The 18,283-nt window shown below is 58.4% G+C and carries 15 protein-coding genes and 1 pseudogene; 11 read left to right on the top strand and 5 right to left on the bottom strand.

Features of this window, described 5'->3' with window-relative positions:
- Positions 1–132 (top strand): annotated as a pseudogene (locus BD293_RS23165) (undecaprenyl-diphosphate phosphatase); the annotation flags it as partial.
- A gap of 16 nt (positions 133–148) precedes the next feature.
- Here the strand turns inward: BD293_RS23165 and BD293_RS17960 are convergent.
- Positions 149–1,212 (bottom strand): IS630 family transposase gene (locus BD293_RS17960; protein WP_142079576.1). Its coding sequence is split into 2 segments (ribosomal slippage): positions 149–724 and positions 727–1,212, totalling 1,062 coding nucleotides; the frame shifts between segments, so codons are not numbered across the junction.
- 133 nt (positions 1,213–1,345) lie between these two features.
- Positions 1,346–2,092: a bifunctional 2-polyprenyl-6-hydroxyphenol methylase/3-demethylubiquinol 3-O-methyltransferase UbiG gene (ubiG, locus tag BD293_RS17955; RefSeq protein WP_142084162.1), complete on the bottom strand. Its 747-nt coding sequence runs from the start codon at positions 2,090–2,092 to the stop codon at positions 1,346–1,348.
- Between the two features lie 66 nt (positions 2,093–2,158).
- Here ubiG and pip point away from each other — a divergent pair, with 66 nt between their 5' ends.
- From pip to infB, 5 genes are all read left to right on the top strand, one after another.
- Positions 2,159–3,151 carry a prolyl aminopeptidase gene (pip, locus tag BD293_RS17950; RefSeq protein ID WP_142084160.1) on the top strand — a complete coding sequence of 331 codons (993 nt, stop codon included), beginning with the start codon at positions 2,159–2,161 and terminating at the stop codon, positions 3,149–3,151.
- A gap of 137 nt (positions 3,152–3,288) precedes the next feature.
- Positions 3,289–3,894 carry a ribosome maturation factor RimP gene (rimP, locus tag BD293_RS17945; protein ID WP_142084158.1) on the top strand — a complete coding sequence of 202 codons (606 nt, stop codon included), beginning with the start codon at positions 3,289–3,291 and terminating at the stop codon, positions 3,892–3,894.
- Positions 3,895–3,897: 3 nt separating this feature from the next.
- Positions 3,898–5,532, top strand: coding sequence for a transcription termination factor NusA (gene nusA, locus BD293_RS17940; protein WP_142084156.1), 1,635 nt, complete (start codon positions 3,898–3,900; stop codon positions 5,530–5,532).
- 17 nt (positions 5,533–5,549) lie between these two features.
- Positions 5,550–6,182 carry an RNA-binding protein gene (locus BD293_RS17935; RefSeq protein ID WP_142084154.1) on the top strand — a complete coding sequence of 211 codons (633 nt, stop codon included), beginning with the start codon at positions 5,550–5,552 and terminating at the stop codon, positions 6,180–6,182.
- Positions 6,179–8,692: a translation initiation factor IF-2 gene (infB, locus tag BD293_RS17930; RefSeq protein WP_142084152.1), complete on the top strand. Its 2,514-nt coding sequence runs from the start codon at positions 6,179–6,181 to the stop codon at positions 8,690–8,692. The genes BD293_RS17935 and infB overlap by 4 nt, the downstream gene beginning before the upstream one ends.
- Before the next feature lie 159 nt (positions 8,693–8,851).
- On the opposite strand, the gene BD293_RS17925 is transcribed toward infB, so the two are convergent.
- Positions 8,852–11,023, bottom strand: a complete 2,172-nt coding sequence (locus tag BD293_RS17925; RefSeq protein ID WP_170207184.1) for a hypothetical protein — start codon at positions 11,021–11,023, stop codon at positions 8,852–8,854.
- 171 nt (positions 11,024–11,194) lie between these two features.
- Between BD293_RS17925 and BD293_RS17915 the strand changes: the two genes are divergently transcribed.
- Positions 11,195–11,866 (top strand): thiamine diphosphokinase, encoded by a 672-nt coding sequence (locus BD293_RS17915; RefSeq protein ID WP_142084135.1) that lies wholly within the window; start codon positions 11,195–11,197, stop codon positions 11,864–11,866.
- Here the strand turns inward: BD293_RS17915 and ubiB are convergent.
- Both ubiB and ubiE read right to left on the bottom strand, forming a co-directional pair.
- Complete coding sequence (gene ubiB / locus BD293_RS17910; protein WP_142084134.1) at positions 11,863–13,392, bottom strand: 2-polyprenylphenol 6-hydroxylase; 1,530 nt, start codon at positions 13,390–13,392, stop codon at positions 11,863–11,865. The genes BD293_RS17915 and ubiB overlap by 4 nt on opposite strands.
- A 2-nt stretch (positions 13,393–13,394) precedes the next feature.
- Entirely contained in the window at positions 13,395–14,165 is a 771-nt protein-coding gene (ubiE, locus tag BD293_RS17905) for a bifunctional demethylmenaquinone methyltransferase/2-methoxy-6-polyprenyl-1,4-benzoquinol methylase UbiE (protein WP_425467938.1), read from the bottom strand.
- A gap of 90 nt (positions 14,166–14,255) precedes the next feature.
- Between ubiE and mutM the strand changes: the two genes are divergently transcribed.
- The 4 genes from mutM (at position 14,256) to dnaA (ending at position 18,180) form a co-directional block, all read left to right on the top strand.
- Positions 14,256–15,119, top strand: a complete 864-nt coding sequence (mutM, locus tag BD293_RS17900) for a bifunctional DNA-formamidopyrimidine glycosylase/DNA-(apurinic or apyrimidinic site) lyase (RefSeq protein WP_142084133.1) — start codon at positions 14,256–14,258, stop codon at positions 15,117–15,119.
- Between the two features lie 64 nt (positions 15,120–15,183).
- Positions 15,184–15,960, top strand: coding sequence for an enoyl-CoA hydratase (locus BD293_RS17895; RefSeq protein ID WP_142084132.1), 777 nt, complete (start codon positions 15,184–15,186; stop codon positions 15,958–15,960).
- Positions 15,961–16,107: 147 nt separating this feature from the next.
- The gene (rpsT, locus tag BD293_RS17890; RefSeq protein ID WP_142084130.1) at positions 16,108–16,374 is read left to right on the top strand and encodes a 30S ribosomal protein S20; all 267 of its coding nucleotides are present in this window, start codon (positions 16,108–16,110) and stop codon (positions 16,372–16,374) included.
- A gap of 459 nt (positions 16,375–16,833) precedes the next feature.
- Positions 16,834–18,180, top strand: coding sequence for a chromosomal replication initiator protein DnaA (dnaA, locus tag BD293_RS17885; protein WP_142084730.1), 1,347 nt, complete (start codon positions 16,834–16,836; stop codon positions 18,178–18,180).
- Positions 18,181–18,283: the final 103 nt, after the last annotated feature.

Below are 18,283 nucleotides of genomic sequence, written 5' to 3'. Positions count from 1 at the left end.
TTCATTTCCTTTTTCGCCGCTTGGGCCGCGCTTGTGTTTATGATGAAGCTGCTGCGCTCGGTCAGCTTCACGCCTTATGTGATCTACCGCCTTATTCTTGGCAGTATACTTCTGGTCATTGCCTACAGCTAATACCAATCAGCATTGATCAGAACTCTTGAGCCCAGTCGCGGGTTCCAATGGAGGTGATTGTGTCGGGCATGCTGACCAATTTGTTCCAAGCCTTGCAGCAATGATCTACGATGTCTTCATAGGTTTCGAAGATGAGGTTTGATAGCCAGTTGTCTCGCATGAATTGCCAGATGTTTTCGACTGGATTGAGTTCTGGGCATTTTGCGGGGATCGGGATGATGGTGATGTTGTCCGGAATGACCAGCTTGTCAGTCATGTGCCATGCGGCTTGATCCACGAGCACAGCCCCATGTGCTTTGGGTGCGACAGTTTGGGAGATTTCAGCAAGATGCAGGGCCATCGCTTCGGTATTGCACGCTGGCAGCACAAGACCTGCAGCTTTCCCGAGGGCTGGGCAAATCGCTCCAAAGATGTAGCTTGAACTCGTGCGCTGATCATGTGGGGCGGAAGGTCGCGTACCGCGCTTCGCCCATCGGCGCGTGATCTTGTTTTTCTGGCCGACACGCGCTTCATCTTGGAACCAGACTTCGATCACAGTGCCTTGCAGGAGCCGTGCGCGGAGCTTTGCTACTGCGGCTGCAAACCCTTTTTTTTAAAGTCCTCCAGTGCGGCTGTATCTTGCGCGTGATGGCGCGGGCGTGCTGTGAGTTTGACATAACCAAGCGCCCTGAGTTCCCGGCTTATCGACGTCTCGTGAAGTGAAATCCCAAATGTGTCTGCAATCCATTTCCTCAGATCACTCAGGCGCCAGCGGACGACCCCATGGACCGATAAGGTCGGACCGCTCTCAACAATTGCAGCAAGCGCCCTGCGCTGCTCATCGTTAAGCTTAGACTGCTGACCAGGAGCTTTGCCGTTGATCAAGCCGTCAGGCCCGCGGGCATTAAACCGCTCCACCCAGTCACGGACAATTTGTAGGCCAACACCACCAATCCGAGCAGCATCGCTGCGCCGACCGCCATCATAGATCTCCGCCAGCGCCAAAAGCCTGCGGGCTTGGTTGGCATCCTTTGTCTTTCGCGCAAGTTCTCTCAACTTCATGCCGTCGTAGTCTGTCCGTAACGCGAGCGCTGCGCCCATAGAGAGGCCCTCCCCAGAAAATCTGACGCCATTGAGTCAGATCTTCATAGATTTGGGAATCCCAAAACCCTCAGAAGAGTCAGATTTCGCGAGACTTGGTATAAGACCCATTTTCTTGCTAAAAATACTCAAATCACCACTGTGACCGCTTGACCGAAGCGGTAACGTAATTCACCGACATATCCCGCTCCGACAGGGACCAACCCCATGTCAGCTTGTTAAAGACAAACCCCTTACGGTCCACTGGCTCCAGCCCCGCGTTGCGCAGCAAACCGTACAGCTCATCCGGCGTGATGAATTTCGACCAGTCATGTGTGCCCTTTGGCAACCAGCGCATGACATATTCCGCCCCGATTATAGCCATGACGTAGCTTTTCGGATTGCGGTTCAGGGTCGAGCAGATCATCAGCCCGCCCGGTTTCAGCAAACGCTGACAGGCGGTCAGATAGGCCAAAAGATCGGCGACATGCTCGACCACTTCCATATTCAACACCACATCAAATTGCTCGCCTGCTGCGGCCATGTCTTCGGCGGTCGTGTGCCGGTAGTCAATCTCCAGCCCCTCTTGCTCGGCATGCAGGCGGGCGACGGGAATATTGCGCTCTGCCGCATCTGCGCCGACCACATCCGCGCCCAGCCGCGCCATCGGCTCTGACAACAACCCGCCGCCGCAGCCGATATCCAGCACGCGCAGGCCCGCAAAAGGCGACGGCCCTGCCAGATCGCGGTCAAACTCCGCTGCGATCTGGCCAGTGATGTAATCAAGGCGACACGGGTTCAGCATATGCAGGGGCTTGAACTTGCCATGCGGGTCCCACCACTCGGCGGCCATCGCCTCGAATTTGGCAATTTCACTGGGGTCGATTGTTGACACGCTCATGCTTCCTCCGGCTTTTTCGCGACATGCCCATGGCAGGCCCGCGTTTCTCACTATATAGTGTTTCATATGGACAAGTCTGCAGGACATGACACCACAGCATCGGCGCTTTATCCGATTTGCGACCCGTTCGACCAGCGTCTTCTGGACGTAGGGGACGGGCACCGCGTCTATGTCGAACAGTCTGGGCACCCCAATGGCATTCCCGTCGTTGTTTTGCACGGCGGCCCCGGCGGCGGGTGCAGCCCGACAATGCGGCGTTTTTTCGACCCGGCCACATATCGCGTTATCCTGTTTGACCAGCGGGGGTGCGGGCGCTCGAAACCCGCGGCAACAGTGACGGCCAATACAACACAGCATCTGATCGCCGATATCGAACTGATTCGTGAAACCTTGGGCATCGCACGCTGGATGGTGTTTGGCGGCAGTTGGGGCGCGACGCTTGCATTGGCCTATGCGCAGGCGCATCCGGATCGCGCAGCTTATCTGGTGCTGCGGGGTGTGTTTCTGGGCACACAGTCCGAACTCGACTGGTTTTACGGGGGCGGTGCTGCGCGGTTCTTTCCTGAAATCTGGGCGCAGTTCATCCGGCCCGTGCCCGAAGATGAACATGGCGATCTGATTGCCGCCTATTCCAGACGGCTGTTCAGCGGAAATATCCATGAAGAAAACCGATTCGCCCGCAGTTGGACCCGCTGGGAAAATGCACTGGCCTCGATCGAGACGCGGGGCTTAGGTGTAGGCGACGCGCCCAGCGATTATGCCCGCGCCTTTGCCCGGCTGGAGAACCACTATTTTGCCAATGGCTGCTTTCTTGGCGAAGATGGCGCGCTCATGCGGGGGCTGCACCGCATACAAGACGTGCCCGGCACCATCGTTCAGGGCCGTTATGATATGATCTGCCCGCCGCACACTGCGTGGGCGCTGCATTCCGCATGGGGGCGCTCGCGTCTGGAGATGGTTCCGGTTGCAGGACACGCTCTGTCAGAGCCGGGCATCAGCGCGGAACTGCTGCGGGTGATGAACCATTTGCGCCACGAAGGGCACCGGCTGAAACTGTAGAAAACAGCACGCTTGCATTCCGTCTAGGACTTGCCTATATCGCTGATTAATAGCGGCGCTTGTTACTCAGGCTCCACCGGAATTCGTAACGGGCCGCGCGCCCGTTTTTTTGTGTTTGGCCCGAGAAAGGGGCAACAATGAGCGATCTTATCGCCAAGACATCGTTAGATCAGCGCCTCGCCACAATCGTCACCCCGGTGATCGAAGCGCTGGGGTTTGAATTGGTGCGTTTGCGGCTGATGGCCGGCAAGACACGCACCTTGCAGATTATGGCAGACCGCCCCGATGGCGGGATCGAGGTTGCCGATTGCGCCGCGATTTCCACAGCCGTTTCGGCTGCGCTGGATGTTGAAGACCCGCTTGATGACGCGTATACTCTCGAAGTGTCCAGCCCCGGCATTGACCGGCCCCTTACGCGGCTGAAGGACTTTGCCGCATGGAACGGGTATGAGGCGCGGCTGGAAACGACAGAGCTGATTGACGGGCGCCGCCGTTTTCGCGGGATGCTGGCAGGGGTCGAGGGCGATGAAGTCCTGATCGAGATCGAAGAGAATGGCGAGCCAATCACGATTGGACTGCAATTCGAGTGGCTGTCAGAAGCGAAACTGATTCTGACCGACGAGCTGATCGCCGAAATGCTGCGCGCCCGCAAGGAAAGCGGTGCGTTTGACGAAAGCCAGTTTGACGAGATTGAAGACGACAACGAAGCGGACGCACAGGATGCGCCCCACCAGGAGGACTGACACATGGCAATCACCTCTGCCAACCAGCTTGAACTGCTGCAAACCGCCGAGGCCGTCGCCCGCGAGAAAATGATTGACCCCGAGCTGGTCATTCAGGCGATGGAAGACAGTCTCGCACGCGCGGCCAAGTCACGCTACGGGGCCGATATGGACATCCGCGTCAACATCGACCGCAAAACAGGTGTCGCCGCATTTACCCGCGTGCGCACAGTTGTCGACGAAGAAGAGCTGGAAAACTACCACGCACAACTGACTGTCGAGCAGGCCAAGCCCTATCTGGACGACCCGAAACTGGGTGATGAGATTATCGACCGCGTGCCGCCCGTCGAACTGGGCCGGATTGCAGCGCAATCCGCCAAACAGGTGATCCTGCAACGCGTCCGCGAAGCAGAGCGCGACCGCCAGTACGAAGAATTCAAAGATCGCGCAGGCACCATCCTGAATGGTGTGGTCAAGCGCGAGGAATATGGCAATATCATCGTTGATGTTGGCCGTGGCGAAGCTGTGCTGCGCCGCAATGAGAAGATCGGGCGCGAAAGCTACCGCAATGGCGACCGCATCCGTTGCTATGTCAAGGATGTACGCCGCGAAGCACGCGGGCCGCAGATTTTCCTGTCGCGCACAGCGCCGGAATTTATGGCCGAGTTGTTCAAGATGGAAGTGCCTGAAATCTATGATGGCATCATCGAGATCAAGGCCGTTGCCCGCGACCCTGGCTCACGCGCCAAGATCGGTGTGATTTCCTACGATTCGGGCATCGACCCGGTCGGCGCTTGCGTCGGTATGCGCGGCAGCCGGGTTCAGGCTGTGGTCAACGAACTTCAGGGCGAGAAAATCGACATCATCCCGTGGACCGAAGATCAGGCGACATTCCTTGTCAACGCGCTGCAACCTGCCGAAGTCAGCAAGGTTGTGATCGACGAAGAGGCAGGCAAGATCGAAGTTGTCGTGCCTGATGAGCAACTGTCGCTGGCGATTGGCCGGCGCGGGCAAAACGTCCGTCTGGCCAGCCAATTGACAGGTCTGGACATCGACATTCTGACCGAATCCGAAGAATCGGCACGCCGTCAGGCCGAATTTGCCCTGCGCACCAAGCTGTTCATCGACGAGTTGGACATCGACGAGATGATGGCACAACTTCTGGTCGCGGAAGAGTTCACCTCGCTTGAAGAAGTGGCCTATGTCGATCTGGAAGAATTGCTGACGATCGACGGGTTCGATGAAGAAACCGCACTGGAACTGCAAACCCGTGCGCGCGAACGGCTGGAAGCGGTCGCCGCAGCGGCACTGGAGAGCGCACGCGCCCTCGGCGTCGAAGACAGCCTGATCGAGTTTGAGGGGCTGACGCCACAAATGGTCGAAGCCTTGGCGAAAGACGGCATCAAGACGCTGGAAGACTTCGCCACCTGCGCCGACTGGGAACTTGCGGGCGGCTGGACCACAGTGGACGGTGCGCGCGTCAAGGATGAGGGGCTGTTGGAAAGCTTCGACATGAGCCTTGAAGAGGCGCAGCATCTGGTCATGACCGCACGTGTCATGCTGGGCTGGGTCGACCCGAGCGAGCTGGAACCAGACGCAGAGGACGAAGCCGAGGACGCAATATCGGAAGAAGACGCCCTTGAGGGTGAACCGCACTGAGCGGCGCGGAGGCGCACATGACGCGCGGAGGCAAGAACGACACCAAGGACGGGCCAGAGCGGCGCTGTATCGTGTCCGGGGAATCCGGGGATACACGCGCGCTGATCCGCTTTGTTGTCGGGCCAGATGCGCAGATTGTGCCGGATCTGGCAGCTAAATTGCCGGGGCGCGGGATCTGGGTCAGCTCGGATCGCGCGTCACTGGAGCAGGCAGAGAAAAAGAAAGCCTTTGCCCGCGCCGCGCGTCAGGCCGTATCCGTCCCCGAGAACTTGGCGGACATGGTCGAGGCGTTGTTATTGCGCCGCGTGATTGATCTGATTTCGCTGGCGCGCAAAAGCGGGTTGGCACTGGGCGGGTATGAAAAATGTCGTGATCTTGCCCTAAAGGGTGAAATGGCCATTCTGATACAGGCACATGACGGCTCGACACGCGGAAAAACGAAACTGCGCCCACCGGATGGCCCTGACAGCTATATCGGCTGGCTAAGCGCGCAGGAATTAGGTTTGGCATTTGGGCGGGAACATGTGATACATGCCTCGCTTCGTGCTGGTGGACTCAGTCAAGCTGTTGTACAGGAAGCGGCAAGACTGAAAGGTTTGCGCACAGGTATCGGCGGATACGCCGCCGGAGAGGATAAGACGGACGCATGAGCGATACAGACGGAAAGAAAACACTCGGACTAGGCGGCAAAGGCGGCCATGTGAAGCAAAGCTTCAGTCATGGGCGCACCAAATCTGTGGTGGTCGAGAAAAAACGTAAACGCGTGGTGGTCCCGAAGCCGGGCACTCAGCAGGCATCTGGAACCCAAAACAAGGTTCCGACGCAATCTGACCCCTCGCGCCGCCCCGCCGGGATTAGCGACGTCGAAATGGAGCGTCGTCTGAAAGCGCTTGCCGCCGCCAAGGCGCGCGAGACGAAGGACGCCGCCATTCGCGACGCTGAAGAGCGTGCCCGCGAAGAAGATCGTCAGCGTCGCCGCGACGAGGCAGAAGCACGCGAGCGCGAAGAGCGCGAGCGTGAAGAAGCCCTGCGCGCCAAAGAACAAGAAGAGGCCCGCGCAAAAGTTGCGGCGGATGCCAAGGCAGAAAAAACTGCGCGCAAGGCACAGGAAGACGAGGTGCCAGCCGCGCCCACCGCCACAGCGGCACCTTTGTCCGAGCGCGCACGCCCAGCCGGAGCGCCGCAAGATGCCCGCAAAACGGTCAAGCGTAGCGAAGACGACCGCGCAACACGTGCGAAACCGCGTGATGATGCTGGCGGTCGCCGCGCAGGCAAGCTGACCCTCAAAGACGCGCTATCCGGCGATGGTGGCCGCCAACGGTCTATGGCCGCGATGAAGCGCAAGCAGGAACGCGCGCGCCAGAAAGCAATGGGCCAGACCCAATCGCGTGAAAAAGTCGTGCGCGATGTGCAACTGCCTGAAACCATCGTGGTGCAGGAATTGGCAAACCGCATGGCAGAACGTGCCGCCGATGTGGTCAAATCATTGATGAAAATGGGCGTCATGGCCACCATGAACCAGACCATCGATGCAGACACCGCTGAATTGGTAATCGAGGAATTTGGCCACAAAGTCGTACGCGTTTCGGATGCTGACGTCGAGCAGGTCATCACCCAAACAGATGACATCCCTGAAAATCTGCATCCGCGTCCGCCGATCATCACGATCATGGGCCATGTCGACCACGGCAAGACCTCGCTTCTGGACGCGATCCGCAAAACCAGTGTGGTTTCAGGCGAAGCGGGCGGTATCACGCAGCATATCGGGGCCTATCAGGTCAAAACCGAGAGCGGCGCGATCCTGTCTTTCCTCGACACGCCGGGTCACGCGGCCTTTACCAGCATGCGGTCGCGCGGTGCCAATGTCACCGATATTGTCGTGCTGGTTGTTGCCGCCGACGACTCGGTCATGCCGCAGACGATCGAGGCGATCAATCACGCCAAGGCCGCCAAAGTGCCTATGATCGTTGCGATCAACAAATGCGACAAACCCTCTGCCGAGCCGAACAAGGTGCGGACCGAATTGCTGCAACATGAAGTTGTGGTCGAGGCGATGTCCGGCGATGTTCAGGATGTAGAGGTTTCGGCCATAACGGGTGAAGGGCTGGACACATTGCTGGAGGCAATCGCCCTTCAGGCTGAAATCCTAGAACTTCATGCCAACCCAGATCGCGCTGCAATGGGTGCAGTGATCGAAGCGCAACTTGATGTCGGGCGCGGTCCGGTGGCAACGGTTCTGGTACAGAACGGCACATTGCGTCAGGGCGATATCTTTGTCGTCGGCGAACAATGGGGCAAGGTCCGTGCGCTGATTAACGACAAGAGCGAGCGGATCAAAGAAGCTGGCCCCTCTGTCCCGGTCGAGGTTTTGGGCCTGAACGGCACACCCGAGGCAGGCGACGTGCTGAACGTGGTCGAAACCGAGGGTCAGGCCCGCGAGATTGCGGAGTACCGCAAAGCAGCCGCCAAGGACAAACGTGCCGCCGCAGGCGCTGCGACAACACTGGAACAGCTTATGGCCAAGGCCAAGGCCGATCAGGATGTCGCAGAACTGCCTGTTCTGGTGAAAGCCGATGTTCAGGGGTCTGCCGAAGCCATTGTTCAGGCGCTCGAAAAGATCGGCAACGACGAAGTGCGCGTGCGGGTTCTGCATTATGGTGTGGGCGCAATCACCGACACAGATGTCGGCCTTGCCGAGGCATCAGGCGCGCCGATTATCGGCTTCAATGTCCGCGCAAACTCGTCGGCCCGCAGTTCAGCCAACCAGAAAGGGGTCGAGCTGCGCTATTACTCGATCATTTATGATCTGGTTGACGATATCAAAGCGGCGGCCTCTGGGCTACTGTCGGCTGAAGTGCGCGAAACCTTTATCGGCTACGCTGAAATCCGCGAAGTCTTCAAAGTATCGAATGTTGGCAAGGTTGCTGGCTGTCTGGTCACCGAAGGTGTGGCGCGTCGGTCTGCGGGCGTCCGCCTGCTGCGCGACAACGTGGTTATCCACGAAGGCACGCTCAAGACCCTCAAGCGCTTCAAGGACGAGGTTAAGGAAGTGCAATCAGGTCAGGAATGCGGCATGGCCTTCGAGAATTACGAAGATGTGCGCCCCAAGGATGTCATCGAGATATTCGAGCGCGAGGAAATCGAGCGCACGCTTACCTGAGACACAATCTTACACAAATAGAAAACAGGGGCCGGTTTCGGCCCCTGTTTTCATATCTGACATCTGCGTGATGACCACCGCCACCAAACCACAAGGCCCCGACTGTTGTCGGGGCCTTGTGCGTTATTTGCCGATTAGAATAGGGTGATCGTGCTTGTTTCAGCCAGCCGCGTATTTCCGTGCGGGCTGGTCAAACTCGGATGCCGAAGACAAGCTGAATGCGCCGCCTTCGCCACGCTGCAAGCGGCCTTCGCGCAACAAGGTACCAAATCCGCGCAGCATGTCATCGCGCGTCACGTCGCGCCCTTCGTTGTAGGCAAGGACATAGCTCATCAATTCCACGCGCGTGAACTCTTGCTGGCCTTTCAGATGCGTCTTGAATGCTGCCGCCGCCTCGATCTGTTCGTCCAGCAACCATGCGTCAACCGCCTCTGCGAACTCCTTAAAGGCCGCGCGATCATCCATCGACAAAGGCGAAGATTTCTTCAACCCTTCCAGATCAATGGCTGAACCTGCGGCACTGGCAACACGCCGCGGGCGCACCGGGGTTGCGGGGCGCGGGCTGTCGACGCGCTGTTCCGACACCAGAACAAGTGGCGCGCGCTCAGGCTCCGGCCGAGCCCGTCTGGACGCTTCAACACGTGCAGGGCGCCGAGGAACGGGCTGAAGGGTTTGTGCCAGAGCGGTTTCTTCGGACAGATCAGGCCGCTCCGGTCTGGCAGGGGCTTGATCTGCCTGCTCTGGCCGCGCGCTGCGTGATACCTCTTCGCGCGCCACATCGGCACTGCCAGCAGTGTCGGGGTTCCGAGGTGTTGCAGAACGCAACGGCTCGGGGGCGGAAAGATCTTCGCGGTAGCGCTCGATCTCGCGGGCCTGCACGATGTCGGGACGCCGGGGGCCAGTTGCCTCCTCTTCGGCGCGCGTGACATCAACGGCGGCACGCATATGCTCGAATGTCTCGCGGCGGCGCTGTGACTCCACCTGCCCCAGTTCCGAGCGCGCGGTTTCCAGAAGCCGCGCTGCCGTTTCATCCGTATCACCAATCATCGCATCAAATTGCGCGCGCGCATTCACACCACGCCCCGGCGCAGCTCGGCTTTCGATCTGAGCAAGTTCCGAAATAAGATCGGCTTCATCATTCTCGCTCAGGCCTGTTTCGCCGATGACTTTACGAATCTGATCTCGCAAGTCAGCGTCAGAAAGTTGCGCAGCAGCAGCCGGCACTTCGGCATCAACGCTTTTCGCATCAGCCTTGAGGGACGCGGCTGCCGCATAGCTGTCTTCCAGATCGGAGTCAAAATCATCGTCCAGATCATCAAAATCATCGTCAAAATCAGTATCGTCACGGTCAAAATGCGCCGACAGGACGGACGCATTTTCCATGTCTTGCTCAACTTCCTCAGCCGCGTTGTGATCATTCTCTTGCGCTGGTGCGGTCATCTCGACCCAATCGCCAGATACTGGGGCCGCTACATCGTCGGACACAGTCCGCGTGTCGGTTTCTGACACAGCATCATGGGACTCGGAGAGTTCCGCATCTTCGATGTCGTTTTCCATCACGGGTGTTTTTGGCGCGGCGGCAATATTTGCATTCGCACCGGCGGCATGTGCAATGCGTGCACGAATGCGGGCCAGTTTCTCGCTCATCGTGGTGGATGCAGTTGCGTCCGCAACGGCCTTGGGCAACGGCTGCGTGACAGGTTGCGACAAGGCTGGACGCGGCGCTTCAACTTCGGCTTCGGCTTCGGCTTCGGCTTCGGCTTCGGCTTCGGCTTCGGCTTCGGCTTCGGCTTCGGCTTCGGCTTCGGCTTCGGCTTCGATCTGAGGCTCGACCTCAGGTACGTCAACCGATGCCAGATCTGGCGTGTCGTCTGTATCGGGCATCTGCCCCGCTTCAGGTGTATCTTGCGCGGCAGGTGCTGCTGTATCTTGTGGGGCGTCCATAACATCTGACGACTGCGTCACCACGTCCTTGACCGCGTCTTCGCTCACCGGCGCCGCCTCGGCTGGTGCGGGCGCTGGCGTTGGGTCTTGCGCGGCCTTTGGAGCAGATGTTTGCGCATTCGCGGCCAGTGAAAGCTGCCCTGTCGCCTGAGAAGGGTCGGCTTGCGGGCGCAGCACCAAACCGTTTTCCTGCACATGTGACTCGACCCGCCGCTGAATCTCGCGTTCGGCGATTCGATGCAGCATTTCAGCATCTGGCGTGGGCGGTTCAGCGCCGAAATACCTATCCTGTGCCGCCAGATCACGGAAATATTCAGCTATGCCCTGCATTGTCCCGAAAGGTTCATCAAACCCCTCTAGAGTGCAGGAGAATGTCCCGTAGGACACTGTTAAAATCTTGTTAGGGCCAACCATAACATGCTCACTTTCGTTATCTGTACGGTCGCAGATTTGCGTAAGACCTGAGCGTTTAGATGTTCAGACTTTGGTCATTTGATGATCTGAATGTGGCTAAGAAAAGTCCGATTCGGAATAAAGACTAATATTATTGGAATGAAGATGTCTGTCGACTCAATCTGTGGGGTGACGCTTGTCGGTGGTGGTGTTTTCACACACGCTGACCTGAATCTGGCACTTGGTCTGGCCCCGATGCTGGTTGCCGCCGATGGCGGGGCGAATGCGCTGATGGCGCAGGCACATATGCCGCAACATGTGATCGGGGATATGGATTCGCTGGACCCAGCGCTGATGTCGCGGCTGCGCGACCAGATCATTCATATCCCAGAGCAAGACAGCACGGATTTCGACAAATCCCTGCACGCCCTGAACGCACCCTTCGTGATTGCGCTGGGGTTTGACGGGGCGCGGCTGGATCATACGCTTGCAGCGATGTCTTCACTGGTGCGGCACGGGCGCGCACGCGTGGTCATGCTGGCCGCGCAAGATATCTGCTTTCTGGCACCGCCCCATTTGACGCTTGCGCTGCCGATAGGGGCGCGAGTGTCACTGTTTCCGATGGCAGAAGTCACAGGCCGGTCAAGCGGTCTGGAATGGCCGATTGAGGGTTTGCGCTTCGCACCTGACGCGCAGATCGGCACCTCGAATCGCGCCGCAGCCGACCGGATCACGCTGGAATTCGACCAGCCCGGAATGCTCGTATTGCTGGAGCGTGCACATTTGCGGCCAATATTGACGGCCTTGCAGGACGGCCCAGACTGGTTGTCCCCCTAGATCAGTGCGCCAATCACCACGCCCAAGCCCAAAATCCCGGCCCCAACCAGTGACCAGACGACAGGGCCAGCGCGGTTCTGCGCGACGTCCCGCTTCGGGGGGTGTGCCTGTGCAATCAGGGCTTCTTCAACGATGCGCGGCAGATGCGGGCCAAAGCGGGTCAGGATGCGGGCGGTCGCCACAAGATCACCTGCCAGCGCCTTGGGGCCAATGCTTTCGCGGATGTATTCCTCGACCACCGGCTTGGCCACGTGCCACATGTTGATCTCGGGGTTCAACGAGCGCGCGACCCCTTCGACCACCACCATCGTGCGTTGCAGCAAGATCAGTTCGGTCCGCGTTTCCATACCAAAACGTTCTGTTACTTCAAACAGATAGGCCAGCAGACGCGCCATCGAGATATGGCGCGCATCCATGCCGAAAATCGGTTCTCCGACAGAGCGCAGGGCGCGGGCGAATTCGTCAATATCGCGGTCGGGCGGCACATAGCCTGCTTCGAAATGCACTTCGGCTACGCGCCGATAATCCTTGCGGATAAAGCCGAACAGAATCTCGGCATAGGCGCGGCGGGTGAACGGATCAATCCGGCCCATGATCCCGAAATCAAGCGCAATAATCTCGCCCGAGGTTGTGACCTTCAGGTTGCCCTGATGCATGTCACCATGAAAGAACCCGTCGCGCAACGCATGGCGCAGGAACAGTGTCAGAACACGGACGCCCAACTCGTTGCGATCAATGCCGACAGCATCCAGTGCCGCATTGTCGCCCATCGCCATGCCTTCGGCCCAGCCAAGGGTCATGACCCGACGCGACGACAGGTTCCAGATCGGGCGCGGCACGCTGAAGCCTGCATCCTGTTCCGTGTTGGACGCAAATTCAGCTGCCGAAGCCGCTTCCAGTCGCAAGTCAAGCTCGCCCTCGACCACGCTTTCAAAATGCCGGATCACATCCAGCGGGCGCAACCGGCGGGTCGAGGGCAAAAGCCATTCGATCACACCCGCCGCGAAATAGAACGCATCAACATCGGTGCGAAATGCGCGTTCCACATGGGGGCGCAGAACCTTGACCGCCACACGGGCACCGGTTTCGGTCAGAATCGCCGAATGGACCTGCGCAATGGACGCCGCCGCCACAGGTTCCGAGACATGCGAGAACAGTTGATCCACTGGCGCTTCCAGTTCCTGCTCGATCATCTCGATGGCTTGTGCGCGCGGGAATGGGGGCAATTTGTCCTGTAAGTAGCGCAACTGGTCAGCCAGTTCCTGACCGACCACATCGGGGCGGGTTGCCAATGTCTGCCCGAATTTGATGTAGGCGGGGCCAAGTGCAGTCAATGCGCGTGTCAGGGGCGGCAGAGCAGGGTCACCCTTCAGGCCCAGCAGCTTGAACGGCCAGCCCAGAATGCGGGCCGCAATCCGCAGACGCGGCGGCGCGCTCATCGCTTCAAGCACCACATGCATGGCACCTGTCCGCTCGAAGGTTGCGCCCGTGCGGATCAGCCGCCACAGATTGAACGGTCCCCGCATACTCAGATCTTCCAGCCAGAATGCAGCGCCGCAATGCCCATCGACAGATTGCGGTATTTCACCTGCTCGAAGCCGGCCACGCGGATCATCTCGGCGAAGCGGTCCTGATCGGGGAAACGGCGGATGGATTCGACCAAATACTGATAGCTGTCGCGGTCATTGGCCACGACTTGCCCCATCACGGGAATCACATTGAAGGAATACAGATCATACAGCTTTTGCAGACCATCGACCGGAAGCTGGCTGAATTCCAGCACCATCAACCGCCCGCCGGGCCGCAACACGCGGTAGGCTTCGGAAAGCGCGTCTTCAATCCGGGTGACATTGCGAATGCCAAAGCTGATTGTATAAACGTCGAAGCGGCTATCCGCGAAAGGCAGCGCCATCGCATCGCCCGCCAGCCAATCCAGCGCATGGGCCATATTTTCGGCCTCGGCACGTTTTTGTCCGGCGATCAGCATGTCTTCGGTCAGGTCCAGCACTGTGGCATGGGCCCCTGCACCTGCGCGTCTGAGAAAGCGGAACGCCACGTCACCCGTGCCGCCCGCCACATCCAGCAGGCGTTGGCCGGGGCGCGGGGCCAGCCAATCCATCATGGCGTCTTTCCAAATCCGATGGACGCCCATCGACATCAGGTCATTCATAATATCGTATTTCGAGGCCACACGCGTGAAAACGCCCTGAACCAGACCAGATTTCTGATCTTCGCCAACGGTCTGATATCCGAAATGCGTCGTCTTTTCGTCTTGGGTCATGCCTGCCACACTCCGCATGTCAGCCCCCTTGCGGGGGCGGTCTGTCCTTCCTTATAGGGTTATAGGGGGGTGATACAATGCGACCCCGTGACAAGGCGGATCAAAGCCATGCCTGAACTTCCCGAAGTTGAAACCGTGCGCCGCGGCTTGCTGCCCGCGATGGAAGGCCAGCGCATTGCGATGGCTGAATTGCGCCGTGCCGATTTGCGCTGGCCCTTTCCCCCCGACATGGCCACGCGTCTGACTGGCGCGCGGGTGCTGCAATTGCGCCGCCGGTCCAAATACATTCTGGCTGATCTGGACAGGGGCGAAAGCCTGATCATTCACCTTGGCATGTCGGGGCGCATGGTCATCTCGGGGTTGAAGGCTGTGCATGTGCCCGGACAGTTTCATTTTGACCATCCGGCGATCGAGAAACACGACCACGTTCTGTTTCACATGGAAAACGGCGCGCGCATCACCTTTAACGATCCGCGCCGGTTTGGCGCGATGGACATCTGCGCAACCCCGACGCTGGACCTGCACCCGCTTTTGGCGCGCATTGGCCCCGAACCGCTGAGCAATGAATTTCACGCCGACTATCTGGCGGCGCGCCTGAACGGGCGCAAAACCCCGATCAAGACCGCCCTTCTGGATCAGCGAATCGTGGCAGGTTTGGGCAATATCTATGTCTGCGAAGCGCTGTTTCGCGCAGGAATAAGCCCGCTTCGCGCGGCGGGGCGTATTGGCGCGGCGCGGATCGCGCTGTTGACCGACGCCATCCGCGCCACCTTGATCGAGGCGATTGACGCAGGCGGATCAAGCCTGCGCGACTACCGCCAAGCCAATGGCGAGCTTGGATATTTCCAGCATGCCTTTCGGGTTTATGGGCGTGAAGGCGCGCCTTGCGTGACAGAGGGGTGCCCACAAACAGTGCGCCGTGCCGTGCAATCGGGCCGCTCCAGTTTCTACTGCCCGTCCTGCCAGAGATGACTTGAACCCCGTGAACAAGCTGTTATGCCAATGTGCCTGACCTCAACAACCAAGGTGCCACCTCATGGCCTATGAAACGCTGATCGTCGATATTGACAACCATATCGCACTGATCCGCCTGAATCGCCCCGACGCGTTGAATGCGCTCAATAGCACCATGTTAAGCGAGTTGGCCGATGCGCTGACTGCGGCCGACAAGAATGACAAGGTGCGCTGCATCGTCATCACCGGCTCGGACAAGGCGTTTGCTGCGGGCGCGGATATCAAGGAAATGTCGGAAAAAGGCTTCGTGGACATGTTCCAGGCCGATTTCTTCGGCCCCGAGACAGAAGCGCTTTTGCGTGTGCGCAAACCCATCGTTGCCGCTGTCGCAGGCTATGCACTGGGGGGGGGCTGCGAATTGGCGATGATGTGTGATTTCATCATCGCCGCCGACACTGCCAAATTCGGTCAGCCAGAGATCAATCTGGGCGTGGTCGCAGGCATTGGCGGCACCCAGCGCCTGACGCGGTTTGTTGGCAAATCCAAGGCGATGGACATGCATCTGACAGGCCGCTTCATGGATGCCGAAGAAGCCGAGCGCTCTGGCCTTGTCAGCCGCGTGGTGCCTGCGGGCAAGCTGATGGAAGAAACCATGGCCGCTGCGGCCAAGATTGCCGAGAAATCGCAGATCACCGTCAAGGTCGTCAAAGAAGCGGTCAATCGCAGCTATGAGACGACATTGCGCGAAGGGCTTTTGTATGAACGCCGCGTGTTCCACATGCTGTTCAACACCAAAGACCAAAAAGAGGGCATGTCTGCGTTTCTGGAAAAGCGTCAGCCACAATTCCGCGACCAGTAAATCAGCTATTCCCTTTTGCAGCGCGCTGTCGTATATGCCCCCCACATGCGCGTGGGCCCGCTTAAGGCACGAGTCGGAACTGGTCACACGGACCAGTGCGGGTCCGTTGTGCAAAAAAATTGAAACGGACACGAAAGACAACAGCCCATGGCAAATACACCACAGTCGAAAAAGCGCGCCCGCCAGCTAGAGCGCCGCACCGAAGTCAACAAGGCGCGCCGCTCGCGCCTGCGCACATTCCTGCGCAAGGTTGAAGAAGCAATCGCATCGGGCGATCAGGTCAAAGCAAACGAAGCCCTGCGCGCAGCCCAGCCAGAGCTGGATCGCGGCGTTGCAAAAGGCGTTCTGCACAAGAACACCGTCGCGCGCAAAAAGTCGCGCCTGTCGTCGCGGATCAAGGCATTGGCCGCTTAATTCAGCGCTCTTGTCTGACAAAAAACTGATATGGAAAAGGCACCTTTCGAGGTGCCTTTTTTATGGCCCTGCGCTGGCCTTGCCACAGGCCCGAATCCGATTCTTTGGTCAGGATTGTGACGTCAAGCTGCAAGTTCTGTTGCCGCTCTGTTGCCCGGTTGCTAATGTCACTCACGACTCGGGTCGTGATGACGAATGACGCTGGGAGGCAACGGATAACAACCGGGCCTGAGTTCTCAAACTGGTGGTAGTCCGTTTTCCGGTAACGTCTGATTGGTGCTGCGCGTGCAACTTACCTGTTGGTAAATTTGAAGTTGTTTCTGATGCGGCAGAAGTCAGTCAGAGATCAGATGTGTTTATATGGTGCGCATGATCAGGCAGGGGGGCTGCGTGACATTGCGTTGGGGTTCTGTGTGCGATGCGAACATGGGTGCAAGAAGATAAAGAGGCTGGGGTGTGATGGTTGCCGATCAATGGACTGGAATTTCTGAAGAGCTGCGCTACGAAATTGGAGAAAGTAACCATAAAAACTGGATCGCCCCGCTAGAATGTCTTGGGATCAGCGATGGTGTTGTGCGGTTTCGGGCACCATCACGATTCGTCGGAGATTGGGTAAAACGTACCTATCACGATCAAATATTTTCACGCGTGCAGACCCTTGCGACCGACGTGTCGCGCATGGAATTCATTGTCGGAGAACCGGCACCGCGCGCCGCTTCATCCGCCTCTGTACCCGCGAGCAGCAAGATGGCCCCGAGCGATGACCTGCAAGGCGCGCCTCTGGACGGGAAATACAATTTCGACAATTTCGTTGTTGGCAAACCCAATGAACTGGCCCATGCCGCCGCGCGCCGCGTGGCCGAAGCGGGGCCTGTCACGTTCAACCCGCTGTTTCTCTATGGTGGCGTGGGCTTGGGCAAGACACACCTGATGCACGCAATCGCATGGGAATTGCACGCAAAACGCCCTGACCTGCAAGTGCTTTACCTGTCCGCCGAGCAATTCATGTACCGCTTCGTGCAGGCGCTGCGCGACCGCGAAATCATGGATTTCAAAAACCTGTTCCGGTCTGTTGATGTGCTGATGGTCGATGATGTGCAATTCATTGCAGGCAAAGACAGCACACAGGAAGAGTTTTTCCATACATTCAACGCATTGGTCGATCAGAACAAACAGATCGTCATTTCCGCAGACCGCGCCCCCGGCGAGATCAAGGATCTTGAGGCGCGCATCTCTTCTCGGATGCAATGCGGCCTTGTGGTGGACCTGCACCCGACGAATTACGAATTGCGCCTTGGTATTCTGCATCGCAAGGCGGCGCAGTTTTCCCAAAGCTATGGCAGCATCAAGATCGAAGATGGTGTGTTTGAATTTCTGGCACACCGCATCACCACCAATGTCCGTGTGCTTGAAGGGGCCTTGCAGCGCCTTTTCGCCTTTTCCAGCCTGATCGGGCAAGAAGTCACCCTCGACATGGTGCAAGATTGCCTGTCCGATATGCTGCGCAGTTCCGAGCGGCGCGTGACGGTTGAGGAAATTCAGCGCAAGGTGGCCGAGCATTTCAACATTCGCCTGTCTGACATGCTTGGCCCCAAACGGACCCGCACCATTGCCCGCCCGCGCCAGATTGCGATGTATCTGTCCAAGGAAATGACATCGCGCTCGTTGCCGGAAATCGGGCGGCGCTTTGGCGGCCGCGATCACACCACGATTCTGCATGGTGTGCGCAAGGTCGTTGAGATGCGCGCGCAGGACAATCAGCTCAATGAAGATATAGAATTGCTGCGCCGCCTGCTTGAAAGCTGATCTCTTGCTGATAGCAGCGAAAAAACGCTTGTCGTCATAATAAAATTGACTAGGCTCTCGCTCCCCGGCAGGGGGTGTTCTGCCAGCGATAAAGAAGGGTCTG

Source organism: Roseinatronobacter monicus (assembly GCF_006716865.1).
In the GTDB taxonomy this organism is placed as follows: domain Bacteria; phylum Pseudomonadota; class Alphaproteobacteria; order Rhodobacterales; family Rhodobacteraceae; genus Roseinatronobacter; species Roseinatronobacter monicus.
Note: the sequence above shows the minus strand (reverse complement) of the source record. Positions and strands in the feature narration are given on the sequence as shown.

What these genes read in the sequence shown, in the direction of transcription:
- ubiE (WP_425467938.1), bottom strand. Translation starts at nt 14,165, where the DNA reads ATGCGGAGTGTGGCAGGCATGACCCAAGACGAAAAGACGACGCATTTC.
- mutM (WP_142084133.1), top strand. Translation starts at nt 14,256, where the DNA reads ATGCCTGAACTTCCCGAAGTTGAAACCGTGCGCCGCGGCTTGCTGCCC.
- BD293_RS17935 (WP_142084154.1), top strand. Translation starts at nt 5,550, where the DNA reads ATGACGCGCGGAGGCAAGAACGACACCAAGGACGGGCCAGAGCGGCGC.
- nusA (WP_142084156.1), top strand. Translation starts at nt 3,898, where the DNA reads ATGGCAATCACCTCTGCCAACCAGCTTGAACTGCTGCAAACCGCCGAG.
- BD293_RS17915 (WP_142084135.1), top strand. Translation starts at nt 11,195, where the DNA reads ATGTCTGTCGACTCAATCTGTGGGGTGACGCTTGTCGGTGGTGGTGTT.
- infB (WP_142084152.1), top strand. Translation starts at nt 6,179, where the DNA reads ATGAGCGATACAGACGGAAAGAAAACACTCGGACTAGGCGGCAAAGGC.
- ubiB (WP_142084134.1), bottom strand. Translation starts at nt 13,392, where the DNA reads ATGCGGGGACCGTTCAATCTGTGGCGGCTGATCCGCACGGGCGCAACC.
- BD293_RS17895 (WP_142084132.1), top strand. Translation starts at nt 15,184, where the DNA reads ATGGCCTATGAAACGCTGATCGTCGATATTGACAACCATATCGCACTG.
- rimP (WP_142084158.1), top strand. Translation starts at nt 3,289, where the DNA reads ATGAGCGATCTTATCGCCAAGACATCGTTAGATCAGCGCCTCGCCACA.
- rpsT (WP_142084130.1), top strand. Translation starts at nt 16,108, where the DNA reads ATGGCAAATACACCACAGTCGAAAAAGCGCGCCCGCCAGCTAGAGCGC.
- dnaA (WP_142084730.1), top strand. Translation starts at nt 16,834, where the DNA reads ATGGTTGCCGATCAATGGACTGGAATTTCTGAAGAGCTGCGCTACGAA.
- pip (WP_142084160.1), top strand. Translation starts at nt 2,159, where the DNA reads ATGGACAAGTCTGCAGGACATGACACCACAGCATCGGCGCTTTATCCG.
- ubiG (WP_142084162.1), bottom strand. Translation starts at nt 2,092, where the DNA reads ATGAGCGTGTCAACAATCGACCCCAGTGAAATTGCCAAATTCGAGGCG.